Below are 13,361 nucleotides of genomic sequence, written 5' to 3' on the forward strand. Positions count from 1 at the left end.
GGGTCTAGCGACCGGTGCCGGCGTAGACGGTGGCCTCGGCGTCGGCGTCGAGGCCGAAAGCGGTGTGCAGCACGCGAACGGCCTTCTCCATGAGGTCGGCGCGCGTGACGACGGAGATGCGGATCTCGGAGGTCGAGATCATCTCGATGTTGATGTCGGCCTCGTACAGCGCGCGGAAGAGCTGCGCCGAGACTCCGGTGCTCGTGCGCATGCCCGCGCCGACGACGGCGACCTTGGCGATCTGGTCGTCGTACTGCAGGTTCTCGAACTCCAGCGCCTCGCGCTCGGCCTCGAGCGCCTCGATCACGCGTCGGCCGTCGCCGAGAGGGATGGTGAACGAGATATCGGTGCGGTGGGTCTGCGCGGCCGAGACGTTTTGCACGATCATGTCGACGTTGGCGTTCGTCTTCGCCACGATCTCGAAGATCTGCGCCGCCTTGCCCGGCGCGTCCGGCACTCCGCCGACGGTGACCTTGGCCTCGCTCTTCTCTGCGGCGATACCAGTGATGATCGGCTCTTCCACCTGATCTCCCTTCGGATGCCCCTTCGCGGGGTCGTAGACGATGGTGCCCGGCTCGTCGGAGAAGGAGGAGCGGACGTGCAGCACGACGCCGTGGCGGCGGGCGTATTCGACCGCGCGCAGGTGCAGCACCTTGGCGCCGCCGGCCGCGAGCTCGAGCATCTCCTCCGCCGTGATGGCGTCGATCTTGCGGGCGAGCGGCACGATGCGGGGATCGGTCGTGAAGACGCCGTCCACGTCGGTGTAGATCTCGCAGACGTCGGCGCCGAGGGCGGCCGCGAGCGCGACTGCGGTGGTGTCGGATCCGCCCCGCCCCAGCGTGGTGATGTCGCGGGAGTCACGGCTGAAGCCCTGGAAACCGGCGACGATGGCGATGGCGCCCTGATCCAGCGCCTCGCGCACGCGGCCCGGGGTGACGTCGACGATCTTCGCCGCTCCGTGCTCGGCCGTCGTGATCATGCCCGCCTGGCTGCCCGTGAACGAGAGCGCCTCGATCCCCATGCCCTTGATCGTCATGGCGAGCAGCGCCATCGAGATGCGCTCCCCCGCGGTGAGCAGCATGTCGAGTTCGCGCGGTGCGGGGATGGGCGTGCACTCGGCTGCGAGGTCGAGCAGCTCGTCGGTGGTGTCGCCCATGGCGCTCACCGCGACGACCACCTCGTTGCCCGCCCTGCGGGTCTCGACGATGCGCTTGGCGACGCGCTTGATGCTCTCGGCGTCGGCAACGGACGAACCCCCGAACTTCTGCACGATCAACGCCACGCGGGTTCCTCCTCAGATTTCTACGCGAGTATTCAGTCTACTACTCGGAGAATGCCCGGTTCTACGTACCCACCCCGATCCGGAGCGGAGGCGAGGGGCCCTCACACGGACGGCGCCGGCGCCTGCTCGGGCAGCAGCAGCGCGTGGCGGCGGGAGTGCACGACGGGAATGAGGATCGCCCCCACGACGGCGAACGCGACACCCCCAATGAGCACGAGGGCGCCGATCCACGTCGCGGACCCGAGCCATCCGGTCGCGAGCAGCACGACGCCCGCGGCGATCACGAGGAGACCGCCCCAGAGCGCCACCGCAGCCATGACCTTCAAGACCCGAAAGGTCCTGGCGCCGCCGTGGGTCGGACGCACTCGTCCCGACTCGAGGACGTACTCGCCCCAGCGCGCCCCCGACCACCAGCGGCTGAGCCTCGGGGTGAGCGGCACCCAGCCCGCGCCCGGGCCCTCGGCGCGTCCGGGAAGCGGCTGCACCGCCTCCGGGTCGGCTGCGGCCATCGCCGGTGCGGGTCTGCCGCGCACGGCGGAGAGCGCGATCGCCGCGCTGAGCCAGAACACGCCGAGCAGCAGGGGGCCGACGGCGGCGAGCACCGCCGAGGGCGAGACGAGGGCAAGACTCGCCTGGACGAGACCGAGCGCGAGGAAGATCACGCCGAACGCGTAGGCGACGCCCGGCGGTTCGACGGCGTACCAGCTGCCGCGGGGAGTTCCGCCGGCGATGCGATACGCCGTCCAGTGGCCGCCGTCCCACCACCGCGTCTCGGCGGTGCCGGGCACGGCGTACCAGCCCATCGGGATACCCGGGTCATGGAGCGGCTGCGTCGGGAGCGCGGCCGATCGCGACGTCTCGGCCGTCACCGGCCGGGCCTGAGCCTCGCACTCGTGCGCGGTCCACTGGCTGCCGTCCCACCAGCGGAGCCGACCCGGGGTGCCCGCGTCGTACCATCCCGCGGGTGCGCTCGTATTCGTCATACTCGTCCTCGTTCGTCGCTGCACCGCTTCGTCTGTCACCGCTTCGTCCGTCACCGCTTCGGATCACACCTGCCGGCGCCCCTCGAAGGCGCGGCCCAGGGTGACCTCGTCGGCGAACTCCAGATCGCCGCCGACCGGCAGCCCCGAGGCGAGGCGGGAGACAGGCACCTCGATGCTCACGAGCAGGCGCGAGAGGTACGCGGCGGTCGCCTCGCCCTCGAGGTTGGGGTCGGTGGCGATGATCACCTCGCGCACCGCCTCGTCGCCGGTTGCCGCGCTGAGCCGACGCATGAGCGCCGGGATGCTGAGGTCATCCGGGCCGATGCCGTCGATGGGGCTGATGGCGCCGCCGAGCACATGGTAGAGCCCGCGGAACTGCCGGGTGCGCTCGATCGCCACCACGTCCTTCGGCTCCTCGACGACGCAGATGAGGGCCTGGTCGCGCCGCGGGTCGCGGCAGATCGAGCACCGCTCCTGCTCGGTGATGTTGCCGCACACCTCGCAGAAGCGCACTTTCTCGCGCACCTCCACGAGCAGCTCGGCGAGGCGCGACACGTCGAAGTTCTGGGTCTGCAGGATGTGGAAGGCGATGCGCTGCGCCGACTTCGGGCCGATACCGGGAAGCCTGCCGAACTCGTCGATCAGGTCTTGGACGATGCCGTCGTACACGGTGTCTCCTCGTCTCCTCGTGGAATCGGTCTGGTGCGGGTGCGGCGAATCGGGAACGGTCCGCTATCGCGGCGGCAGCGGGCGCTCCTCGACGAACCTCGCACCGAGCACCTCGCGCACCACGGCTTCGCCGTAGCGGGTGAAAGCCGGGGCGGAGCGCTTCGCCGGAGCGGGTTCGGCGGGTTCGGGATCCGCGGGCCGGGCGGGCTGGGCGGGATCCGCGGGTTCGGCCGCGGAAGGGGCCCCCGATTGCGGGTTCGCGGGCTCGGGCGCGGTGGATGCGGGATCCGCGGGCCGGGGTTCCGCGGATCCCGCCGCGTCCGCGCTCCCGTCGGCGCTGCGGTCGGCCCCGGCGTAGGGATCGCCGTCGCCGAAGGGGTCGTCGAGGGGATCCGCATCCCCATAGGCGCCGTCGCCGTAGGCGCCCGGATCGTACCGAGCGGGGTCGCCCTCGCGAGGTTCGTCGTCGGTCTCGGGAGTGCCGGATACCTCGGACCGCTGCTCCCCGTGCCCCGCGTCCGGTGCGGGCTCGGGCGGTAGCGGTTGGCGAGCACTGCCCGCTCCCGCGGATGCCGATTCGGTCGACGTCAGTTCGGCGGGTCCCTCCCCTGCGTCCTCCGGATCCGCGGGCGCCGGGTCAGCCCACGCAGGGGCGGCGAGCGCCGGGCCGAGTGCGCTCAGCCTCGCCGCCGCGCGCTGCACCGGATCGTTCATGTCGGCCGTCTGCGCCTCGGAGCGCGACGCTCGATGAGGCTCCTCTGCGTCGGCCTGCGGAGCGCGCTGCTGCCCTCCGCCGGGGCCCTCGCCCTGGGCGCCGCGGTTCTCGCGCGGAGCGACGCGCTTCGGCACGTACTTCACGCTCACGCCGATGGCGGCGTGGATGGTCTCACGCAGCGGGCCGGCGCCGACCGTTTTGAACGCGGCGAGGTCCGACTGGGACGCGAGCCCCACGGTGAGCACGTCGCCCTCGAGCGCCAGCGGGGTCACCGCGCGCACCGCGTTCCAGGAGTCGCGATCCTGGTGCAGGATCTCCTCGAGCAGTTCGGGCCACAGCTCGACCAGGTCCTCGAAGCCGCCCGAGGAAGCCTCTGCGTTCCCCGGCGCCTCCGCGCCCGCCCCGGCCCCTCCGCTCGGCGGTGCGGCGGCGAGTTCATCGGTGCCCGAGCGCCGGTCCGGAGCCCGGTGCTCCGGCGACGGCTTCTCCTGCGCTCCTCCATCGTCCAGGGCCGGCTGCGCGGATCGGGACGGGGCGGCACGGTCGGCGCCGATGCTCGCGATGTCAGCCGGGCTGAGCACGTCGGAGATCGGCCGCCCGAACGATGCGGCCCCCTCATTGGGATGTCGCCCGTCCGGTGGGGCAGCCGCGGGGTCCGAGCGGCCGGCATCGGCCCGCCCGTCCGGTGATGGTGGCGGCCCGTCCTGAGCCTGCTCCCCTCGCTGCGACTCGGTTCCCGCCGAGTCCTCGCGCAGGAACTCGCGGATCGAGGCCGCCGTCTGCGCGGCGTTCTGCTCCTGCCGGCCGGCGCCGGTCGCGGCCTGCGCGGGATCGCTGTCCGACTGCGGCAGCGTCTGTGCCGCCGCCGGGTCGTTCACGGCGTTGCGCGCGGCGGCGAGCGCCGCGAGGGGGTCGGGTCGGGTCTGCTGCGGGACGGGAGCGCGCCCAGCGGCTGCGGCGCCGTCTTCCGGTCCCCGCTCGACCGGCGGGGCCGGTCCCCGCTCGACCGCCGGGGTGGCCGCCGCCTGCGCACGACCGCGGGACGCCTCGCCCCCGCTCTGCACGAGCGCCCGGGCCACCATCAGCTCGAGCTGCAGCCGGGGTGCGGTGGCGCCCGCCATCTTGTCGAGCGCGCCGCTCACCACGTCGGCGACGCGCGACAGCTCTCCGGCGCCGAAGCTCTGGGCCTGCTCGAACATGCGCGTGAGCTGGTCCTGGGGCACACCGCGGAACACCGCCGCAGCGCCGTCGACGGTGGTGGCGCTCACCACGATGAGGTCGCGCAGGCGCTCGAGCAGGTCCTCGACGAAGCGACGCGGATCCTGCCCCGTCTGCACCACGCGATCGGTGGCGCGGAAGGCGGCCGCCGAGTCGTGCGCGCCGAGCGCGGTCACCGCGTCGTCGAGCAGCTCCGCGTGGGTGAATCCGAGCAGCCCGGCTGCGCGGTCGGCGGTGACCAGGTCGCCCTCCGAGCCGGCGATGAGCTGGTCGAGGATCGAGAGCGTGTCGCGCACCGACCCCCCGCCCGCGCGCACGACGAGCGGCAGCACGCCGGGCTCGACCCGCACGCCCTCGCTTTCGCACAGCGACTGCACGTAGTCGATGAGCGTGCCCGGCGCGATGAGCCGGAACGGGTAGTGGTGGGTGCGGGAGCGGATGGTGCCGATGACCTTGTCGGGCTCGGTGGTCGCGAACACGAACTTGACGTGGGGCGGCGGCTCCTCGACGATCTTGAGCAGCGCGTTGAAGCCGCCGGGCGTCACCATGTGCGCCTCGTCGATGATGAAGATCTTGAAGCGGTCCCGGGCCGGCGCGAACACCGCCCGCTCGCGCAGGTCGCGCGCGTCGTCGACGCCGCCGTGGCTCGCGGCGTCGATCTCGACCACGTCGAGCGACCCGCCGCCGTCGCGGCTCAGCTCGACGCAGCTGGGGCAGGAGCCGCACGGCGTATCGGTGGGTCCCTGGGCGCAGTTGAGGCAGCGGGCCAGGATGCGGGCGGAGGTGGTCTTGCCGCAGCCGCGCGGGCCGCTGAAGAGGTACGCGTGGCCGATGCGCTCAGTGCGCAGCGCCGTCATGAGCGGATCGGTCACCTGGGACTGGCCGATCATCTCGGCGAACGTTTCTGGCCGGTAACGGCGATACAGTGCGGCAACCACGGACTCCATGCTACCGGCGACCTCCGACATTCGGTTGGGTCGCGCGACGGCGACGCACGCCGCACCGGCCGAAGGTGCACGGGATCACGAGGAGGATTCCAGATCTTCGGCAGATCCCGCATCTTCGGAGCGGGCCAGGGAGCGCGGGACGGCGCCCGCGGAGCCCGGCTACACTGGCTCCGTGTACGCTACGAAGCAGCAGGAAGAGGATTCCCTGCTCGACGACGTCGACCGAGACATCATCGACGAGCTCCGGGTCGACGGGCGGCTCTCGTTCTCCGAGATCGGGCGGCGGATCGGGTTCTCCGAGCCCACCGTCCGGCAGCGCTACAATCGCCTCGTCTCGCTCGGCATCATCTACGTGGCCGGCATGTACGACGAGACGAAGATCGGCGGGATCGCAGCCCACATCGGCATTCGCGTCACCGAGCAGCCCGTCGCGCGCGTCGCCGAGGAGATCGCGGACCATCCCAACGTCAAATACGTGGCGTGCGCGCTCGGCTACTACGACATCTTCCTCGACGTGGTCGCGCAGGACGCGCAGGAGCTCGGCAGGATCGTGCTGCAGGATCTGCGCCGGATCCGCGGCATCTCGGATCTCGAAACGCTCACGGTGCTCGAGGTCATGAAGGACACCTACCTGTGGCAGGGGTTCCGCGAGCCGATCCCCGCGAATCGCGCCGGCCGGCCGCTCAGCCGTCCGGGTCGCTGATGCTCTGTCCGGCCGTGCCGCGCAGGCCCTCCCAGGTGTAGTCCTTCGCGAGGGAGGTCACGATGATCGGCTGGATCGAGGCGATGCCCGGGTGCCGACGGATCTCGTCGAGCAGGTCGATGAGCTGCGGCTGATCCCGGCAGGTCGCCTCGAGATAGAGGTCGTGAGAGCCCGCCACGAGCGCGACGTGATTGATCTGGCTGATCCCGAGCAGCCCGTTCGCGACGGAGCGAGGGGTCAGATTGCGCACCCGCAGCAAAAGACGCACGACCTGGTGGCCGAGCAGCAGGGCATTGCACAGCGCGACGATCTGCAGCACGTCGTCCTCGCGCAGCTTCGACAGGCGCGCGCGCACCGTCGACTGGGAGACCCCGAGTTCGTCGGCCAGAGAGGCGAAGCTGCGCCGCCCGTCTCGCGCGAGCATCTCGATGAGTCTCCGATCCAGGTCGTCCAGCATGCCCGCCGCCCTTCTCACCACTGCCATACAGGGTAGCGGTGAGAAGCGCGGGGACGCGTCAGCGACGCTCCAGCTCGCGCACGGCACGCACCAGGTCGGCGTTGTCGCGCGGCGCCGAACCGTCGGGCAGCGTCACCCCGTCCTCGAACCCGATCCGGGTCTCGCAGCCGTCCGCGATGGCGGCCTCGACCACGGGCCACACCGTCTCGTCGTAGCCGTGATAGAGAAGCGGGGCGGTGACCCCGGCCTCGCGCAGCACCCCCGCGATCTCACGGCACTGCGAGACGGCGAGGTCGGCGTTCTCGGTCTCGGGCTCGATGAGCACGCGCACGTTGCGGTGCAGCGTGGGCGAGGCGAGCAGGGCGGGCACGTCGTCCATCGACCAGACGGCGGATTCCAGTATCATCCCGCGCTCGAGCACCAGCTCGGCAGCCTCAGCCGCGCCCTCCTCGCAGAACGCCACCGACGCGAAGTCCGGCAGGGCGTCGGCCGGCCAGGCGGCGACGTGCGCCATGCGCTGCTGGTGCGAGGATACCGTCCAGAGGCCGGTGGTGGTGCCGATGACGACGGTCGGATCGGCGGCGCGCATCGCGCGCGCCCAGGCCCCCACCGCGTCGGGATGAATGGTCTGCTCCCCCTCGTTCGTGATGACGTGCGCATGCACGACGTCTGCGCCGGCGGCGATCGCGGCGAGACTCGCCTCAACGATCTGCTCCGTCGTGCGCGGCACCGCGGCGTGCTCCTCGGTCGGGCGACCACCGTTGATGGCGGCTTTCAGCATCATGTTCGATCCTTTCCAGGGTTTTCGGGCACGGCGAAGCACCGGCCCGATCGGCCGATCCCCCGCCGAGGGGGGGGAGTGGGTGCCGCTACTGCGGGGCGTCGCCGGCGAGCAGGGCCTCGACGGTCGCACTCGCACCGGTCAAGCTGCCGAGCTGTGCGCCGCGCCGCAGGTCGGCCACGAGATCGGGTTCTTCGGCGTCGTCCTGGAGCGCGACGTCGATGATCCGCTCGAGCACGTCGACCGGCACCACCAGCACGCCGTTGGCGTCGGCGAGCACGACGTCGCCCGGATGGACGACCGCCCCACCGCAGGTCACCGGCACGTTGACACCGCCGGCGTCGATCCCGTGCAGCTTCGTGGTGAGCATGCTCGTACCGTGCGCGTGCACCGTGAGCCCCAGCCCTTCGATCTCGTCGATGTCGGTGACGACGCCGTCGACGACCGCGCCCGCAACGCCGCGCACGACGAGTTGAGCCGCCACGACCTCGCCGAGCGGGGCGTGTCTGCGGTCCCCGCCCGTGTCGATCACGAGCACCTGGCCGGGCTCGATCATGCCCGCTGCATGGTGCAACGCGGTCGAGTCCGTGGCGGTGGTGCGCACGGTGAAGGCCGTGCCGATGACGCGGCCGCCCGAGGCGGCGATCCGCCGGATCGCGGGATCGACGAACCCCTCCTCGAGGTAATGGCCGAGCGTGGGGAAGCTCAAGCGCTCGAGCTTCGCCCGCAGTTCACCGGAGAGGCCGTGCGGGGTGCTTCCTGTGTGGAAGAGCATCAGGGTTCCTTTCGGGTCGTTCGCCTACCGGACGCTGTAGTCGAGTTCGATACGGCGGTTGTCGAGCGCGGGTAGCATTTCGCGGGCGCCCCGGGTGCGCTCGTCGTCGATGTCGGCGATGACGAGGCCCTCATCGTGCGCGTCGGCGGCCGCAACGACCACGCCCAACGGGTCGATCACGCGGCTGAGGCCCACCGAGTCGGGGCCGACCGTGGCGGAGGCGAGGAACCAGCTCACGTTCTCGATGGCGCGGGCTTTGGTCAGCACCTCCCAGTGCTCCTCCTTGCCCTTGCCGGAGACCCACGCGGCCGATAGCGAGATGATGTCGACGCCGCGGTCGGCCATGCTGCGGAACAACTCGGGGAAGCGCACGTCGTAGCAGTTCGCGATGCCGACGCGCCGCGACTCGACATCGATGACCGGGGGCAGCTCAGAACCTCGGGTGACGTACGCGGACTCCTGGTACGCGAACGCGTCATAGGTGTGCATCTTGCGGTAGCGGGCGAGTTCCTCTCCCCCGGGTCCGAAGGCGAGGATCGTGTTGTACGGCAGCCCGGCCTCGTTCGGTTCGTAGCCCGCCGCGATGATCGTCACGTCGTGCTCGCGGGCGAGTTCCGCGAGCAGCGCCTCGAAACGGGGCCACACCTCGCGGAGGATCTCCGCGAACCGCGGCTTGATCTCGTCGTCGGCGAGCAGCGCCGCTTCCTCCGGGAAGACGACGAGGCGGGCGCCGCGCGAGGCGGCTTCGGCGGTGTAGCGGCGGATGGTGGCGAAATTGACGTCGGCGTCGATGCCGGGCGACGTCTGGACGACGGCGACTCTCATCGAGTCCTCCTCTGCTTGCGTGGTCTGCTCGGGTGGGGCGCCGCGGGGCGGCGCGGGGTGGAGTCGGGAGGAAGGGCGGCTCAGCGGATCACGATCCGCGCATCCTCGGGGCGCCAGCCGATGCGGAGCTCCTCGCCGATCGCGAGCCCAGGAAGGTCGCGCTCCTTCACGAGGCTGGGCAGCGACACCCTGATCGTGCGTCCGCCGATCGCGAGGTGGACGTGCCACTCCTCGCCGAGGAAGGTGAGCGTCTCGACGGTGCCGGACACGCCGTCGCCGTCGCGGCGCGCGTCGATGCGCTCGGGCCGCAGCAGCAGCGTCGCCGCCTGCTCACGGGGCAGGTCCTCGGCCAGCACGCCGGGCAGCACGCCGACGCCCTCGAGCACGGCGCCGGTCTCCTGGCCGGCGGATCCCGCTGGCACCGTTACGTCGAGCAGGTTGCAGCTGCCGATGAAGCCCGCCACGAAGCGGGTCTCGGGCCGGTTGTAGATGTCCTCCGGCCCCCCGACCTGCTGCACCACGCCCTCGGACATGACCGCGATGCGGTCCGACATCGTGAGCGCCTCCTCCTGGTCGTGCGTCACATAGATGAAGGTGATGCCGACCTCGCGCTGCATGCGCTTCAGCTCGTACTGCATCTCCTTGCGGAGCTGCTGGTCGAGCGCGCCGAGCGGCTCGTCGAGCAGCACCACCTTGGGGCCGGAGACCACGGCGCGCGCCAGGGCGACGCGCTGCCGCTGGCCGCCCGAGAGCTGGTCGGGTTTCCGGTCCCCGAGGTGGGCGAGCTTCACGAGTTCCAGCGCCTCCTGAGCCCGAAGGTTGGCCTCGGCCTTCGGCACGCGGCGCACCCTCAGCTCAAAGACCACGTTGTCGAACACCGTGAGGTGCGGGAAGAGCGCGTAGCTCTGGAACAGCATGTTGAGATCGCGATTGCGCGTCGGGACCTTCGTCACGTCGGCGCCGCCGAGCAGCACGCGGCCGCTCGAGGGCCTCTCGAACCCGGTGATCATGCGCATGAGAGTCGTCTTGCCGCACCCCGAGGGGCCGAGGATCGAGAAGAACTCGTTCTCCCGGATCTCGAGATCGAGCGGATGCACCGCGAGGTGGCCGCCGAAGCTCTTCGATATGCCCTCGATCTCGACGGCCGGTACGGTGATGGTCGTGGTCTGCGTCTTCATGATCCCAATCGCTGTTCGCTCGAATCGGCGGGCGCCGGTCAGGAGGCCTTCACCCGAGTCCAGCCGTCCTGGTAGAACTTCATGGCTTTGCCTGGGTCGACGATGAAGTCGGCATTGGCGACCTGCTCCTCGGAGGCGTAGACAGCCACGTTCGCCAGCAGGCCCTGATCGGTCACGTACTGCTGAGCCGCCTGGTTCGCGCTCGCAAGACCGCCGTCGTTGGTCGCCATCGCCGCGATCTCGGGGCGCAGCAGGAAGTTGATGAACTCGTAAGCAGCGCTCTGATTGGGCGCGCCCTTCGCGATCGCGAGGCCGTCCACCCAGAGGCTGCCGCCCTCCTCAGGGATGACGTAACGGACGTTCTTGTTCTCCTCGACGATCTTCGCGGTGCTGGTGCCGCCCCATGCCTCGGAGATGCAGACGTCGCCGTTCGCAACGAGGTCGCCGTAGTTCGTGGAGTTGTAGCCGGCGAGCATCGGCTTCTGCTTGATGAGCGACTCGGTGGCTTTGGCGATCTCCTGCTCATCGGTGCTGTTGGCGTCGAAGCCGTTGACCTGCAGACCGGCGATGTACGCGGCGAGCATGTTGTCGAGCATGTTCACCTTGCCGTTCCACTTCGGATCGAAGAGCGACTTCCAGCTGGTTATCTCCTCGCCGCCCGTGCACTCGGAGTTGTACATGAGGCCGGTGGTGCCCCATACCCAGGGCACCGAGTACTCGAGGCCGGGATCGTAGCTCGGATCGGCGAAGGTCGAGGCGATGTTGTCGATGCCCTCGACCTTCGACTTGTCGAGCGGCTCGATGAGCTGCTGTCCGACGAGCTGCTGCACAGCGTACTGGCTCGGCTCGACGATGTCGTAGCCCGAGTTGCCCGCGGCGAGCTTCGAGATCATGGTCTCGTTGCTGTCGAAGCTGTCGACGTTGACCGTGATGCCGGTCTCTTTCGTGAACGCGTCGAACACGCTCTGCGGGATCTCGTCGGCCCATGCGTAGACGTTGAGCTGCTGGGAACCGCCCCCGCCGGTGCAGCCGGTCAGCGCCAGCGACGCGGCGATGCCGGCGATGCCGACGACCGCAAGAGTCTTCTTCTTCATGACGGTGTTCCTTTCCATGGATTGGGGTAGAGCTGGTTCGGCGTGCTACGAGCGGGAGTCCACGAGGATGCGCCGCATCTGCGTGACGCCGACCGCGAGCACGAGCACGAGGGTGAGCAGGATCAGCAGTGCGCCGAGCGCGTTGATGCTCGGGGTGAGCCCGGTCTTGAGGCTCGAGTAGATCCGCAGCGGGAGGGTGGTCGATCCGACGCCGCTCAGGAATGTCGACATCACGATGTTGCTGAACGACGTGGTGAAACTCAGCAGCCAGGCCGCGATCACCGCGGGGCGGAGCAGCGGGAAGTAGACGCGGACGAATGTCTGCCACGGGGTGCAACCCAGATCGGCGGCGGCCTCGGGCAGACTCGGGTCGAGCATTGCGGCCGAGCTCATGAGGACGAGCGTCGCGAGCGGCAGCGACACGATGAGGTGGCCGAGCACGAGGGTCGTAATGCCGAGCGGTACCTTCGTCGCGCTGAAGACGCTCAGCAGAGCGACGCCGAGCACGATCTCGGGTACGACGAGCGGCAGGGCGATGAGGGCGATCAGGCCGCCCTTGCCGCGGCCCCGGTAGCGGGCCATGCCGAGCGCGAACATGATGCCGACGACGGTCGCGACGGTCGCCGACAGCACGGCCACGACGGCGCTCGTGCGCAGCGTCTGCATGAGCGCGCCGTCCTGGAACAGCTCGGCGTACCACTGCAGGGTGAGCCCCTCGAAGCGGGTGTTCGTGCCCGCCGCGTTGAACGAGTAGACGATCACCGCCGCGATGGGCAGGTAGAGGAAGACGAACACTGCGCGGGCGATGCCGTTCACGATGCGGTCCACGGGCTACGCCCCCTTCTGATTCGAGGTGCGCCTCATCAGGAGTCCGATCAGGCCCATCGAGAGCACCATGAGCACGAGCAGCACCATCGACACGGCCGCGCCCATCGGCTGGTTGCGGAACTCGGTGTAGAGCGTGACGATCAGGTTGCCCACGAGCGGATCCTTGCCACCGCCGAGCAGCACCGGGATCACGAACACCCCCATGGTGGGGATGAAGGTGAGCAGCGCGGCCCCAAGGATACCGGGGCGGCTGAGCGGCAGGATCACCCGGCGGTGCACGCCCCACCAGCTGCAGCCGAGGTCGGTCGCGGCCTCCTTGAGCGAGGGGTCGATCGAGCGCATGGAGGCGTAGATCGGGAAGATGGCGGTCGGCAGGAAGGCGTACAGCAAGCCGAGCACGACCGCGACGTTGCTCGGAATCATCGAGAACCCGGAGACGCCGAAGACGCCGAGCAGGCCCGCGATAGGGCCGCCTGATCCGAGGATCGTGATCCACGCGAAGGTGCGCACCAGGAAGTCGGTCCAGAAGGGGATGATGATGAGCAGCAGGAGCAGCCCCTGCCTCCCCTCGGGCCGCGAGACGATGTAGTACGAGGTCAGGTAGCCGACCACGATACAGACGACCGTGTTCAGCAGGCCGAGACCGAGCGAGAACAGCAGCGTCTTCGAGTAGACGGGATCGAGCAGCTTCGCGTAGTTCTCCAGCGTGAAGCCGCCCGTGATCCCGCCGTAGTCGTCGGCGACCGCGAAGCTGTTCCGGGCCACGATGAACAGCGGCAGGACGCCCAGCAGCACGACCGAGGCGACCCCCGGGATGACCAGCAGCAGCGATCCGCGCTTCGGCCGTTCCCTCCGACCCAGGTGAATCGTGCGTGTCGTCGATGTCACGTTGCTCCTATGCACTCG

13 protein-coding genes are annotated in these 13,361 nt (G+C 70.0%); 1 reads left to right on the forward strand and 12 read right to left on the reverse strand.

The features are described from left to right. Positions 1-4: 4 nt before the first annotated feature. From D1J51_RS11840 to D1J51_RS11855, 4 genes are all read right to left on the reverse strand, one after another. On the reverse strand, positions 5-1,282 hold the full coding sequence (locus tag D1J51_RS11840; protein WP_119075463.1) for an aspartate kinase: 1,278 nt from the start codon (positions 1,280-1,282) through the stop codon (positions 5-7). A gap of 101 nt (positions 1,283-1,383) precedes the next feature. Further along, entirely contained in the window at positions 1,384-2,265 is an 882-nt protein-coding gene (locus tag D1J51_RS18190) for a DUF2510 domain-containing protein (RefSeq protein ID WP_205547878.1), read from the reverse strand. A 63-nt stretch (positions 2,266-2,328) separates the two neighbouring features. Then, complete coding sequence (recR, locus tag D1J51_RS11850) at positions 2,329-2,934, reverse strand: recombination mediator RecR (RefSeq protein ID WP_119075465.1); 606 nt, start codon at positions 2,932-2,934, stop codon at positions 2,329-2,331. A gap of 63 nt (positions 2,935-2,997) precedes the next feature. Further along, positions 2,998-5,805: a DNA polymerase III subunit gamma and tau gene (locus D1J51_RS11855; protein WP_371414087.1), complete on the reverse strand. Its 2,808-nt coding sequence runs from the start codon at positions 5,803-5,805 to the stop codon at positions 2,998-3,000. A 181-nt stretch (positions 5,806-5,986) separates the two neighbouring features. Between D1J51_RS11855 and D1J51_RS11860 the strand changes: the two genes are divergently transcribed. Beyond that, a complete protein-coding gene (locus D1J51_RS11860) occupies positions 5,987-6,517 on the forward strand; it encodes an Lrp/AsnC family transcriptional regulator (protein WP_119075468.1) in 531 nt (176 codons plus the stop codon). Here D1J51_RS11860 and D1J51_RS11865 read toward each other — a convergent pair. The 8 genes from D1J51_RS11865 to D1J51_RS11900 form a co-directional block, all read right to left on the reverse strand. Further along, positions 6,498-7,001, reverse strand: coding sequence for an Lrp/AsnC family transcriptional regulator (locus D1J51_RS11865; protein ID WP_240423198.1), 504 nt, complete (start codon positions 6,999-7,001; stop codon positions 6,498-6,500). The genes D1J51_RS11860 and D1J51_RS11865 overlap by 20 nt on opposite strands. Before the next feature lie 31 nt (positions 7,002-7,032). Next, on the reverse strand, positions 7,033-7,758 hold the full coding sequence (locus D1J51_RS11870; protein WP_119075471.1) for a 3-keto-5-aminohexanoate cleavage protein: 726 nt from the start codon (positions 7,756-7,758) through the stop codon (positions 7,033-7,035). Positions 7,759-7,843: 85 nt separating this feature from the next. Beyond that, entirely contained in the window at positions 7,844-8,530 is a 687-nt protein-coding gene (locus D1J51_RS11875; RefSeq protein WP_119075473.1) for an RraA family protein, read from the reverse strand. 24 nt (positions 8,531-8,554) lie between these two features. Beyond that, complete coding sequence (locus D1J51_RS11880) at positions 8,555-9,355, reverse strand: carbon-nitrogen hydrolase family protein (RefSeq protein ID WP_119075475.1); 801 nt, start codon at positions 9,353-9,355, stop codon at positions 8,555-8,557. Positions 9,356-9,435: 80 nt separating this feature from the next. After that, on the reverse strand, positions 9,436-10,533 hold the full coding sequence (locus D1J51_RS11885; protein ID WP_119075476.1) for an ABC transporter ATP-binding protein: 1,098 nt from the start codon (positions 10,531-10,533) through the stop codon (positions 9,436-9,438). A gap of 38 nt (positions 10,534-10,571) precedes the next feature. Further along, entirely contained in the window at positions 10,572-11,627 is a 1,056-nt protein-coding gene (locus tag D1J51_RS11890) for an ABC transporter substrate-binding protein (RefSeq protein ID WP_119075477.1), read from the reverse strand. Positions 11,628-11,672: 45 nt separating this feature from the next. Further along, a complete protein-coding gene (locus D1J51_RS11895) occupies positions 11,673-12,455 on the reverse strand; it encodes an ABC transporter permease (protein ID WP_119075479.1) in 783 nt (260 codons plus the stop codon). 3 nt (positions 12,456-12,458) lie between these two features. Then, a complete protein-coding gene (locus D1J51_RS11900) occupies positions 12,459-13,343 on the reverse strand; it encodes an ABC transporter permease (RefSeq protein WP_240423199.1) in 885 nt (294 codons plus the stop codon). Between the last annotated feature and the right edge of the window lie 18 nt (positions 13,344-13,361).

Source organism: Leucobacter sp. wl10 (assembly GCF_003569785.1).
Lineage (GTDB): Bacteria > Actinomycetota > Actinomycetes > Actinomycetales > Microbacteriaceae > Leucobacter.

Bases quoted from the DNA above. Each gene is read 5' to 3' on its own strand.
- D1J51_RS18190 (WP_205547878.1), bottom strand. From the start codon at position 2,265: ATGACGAATACGAGCGCACCCGCGGGATGGTACGACGCGGGCACCCCG.
- D1J51_RS11865 (WP_240423198.1), bottom strand. From the start codon at position 7,001: ATGGCAGTGGTGAGAAGGGCGGCGGGCATGCTGGACGACCTGGATCGG.
- D1J51_RS11870 (WP_119075471.1), bottom strand. From the start codon at position 7,758: ATGATGCTGAAAGCCGCCATCAACGGTGGTCGCCCGACCGAGGAGCAC.
- D1J51_RS11875 (WP_119075473.1), bottom strand. From the start codon at position 8,530: ATGCTCTTCCACACAGGAAGCACCCCGCACGGCCTCTCCGGTGAACTG.
- D1J51_RS11880 (WP_119075475.1), bottom strand. From the start codon at position 9,355: ATGAGAGTCGCCGTCGTCCAGACGTCGCCCGGCATCGACGCCGACGTC.
- D1J51_RS11885 (WP_119075476.1), bottom strand. From the start codon at position 10,533: ATGAAGACGCAGACCACGACCATCACCGTACCGGCCGTCGAGATCGAG.
- D1J51_RS11890 (WP_119075477.1), bottom strand. From the start codon at position 11,627: ATGAAGAAGAAGACTCTTGCGGTCGTCGGCATCGCCGGCATCGCCGCG.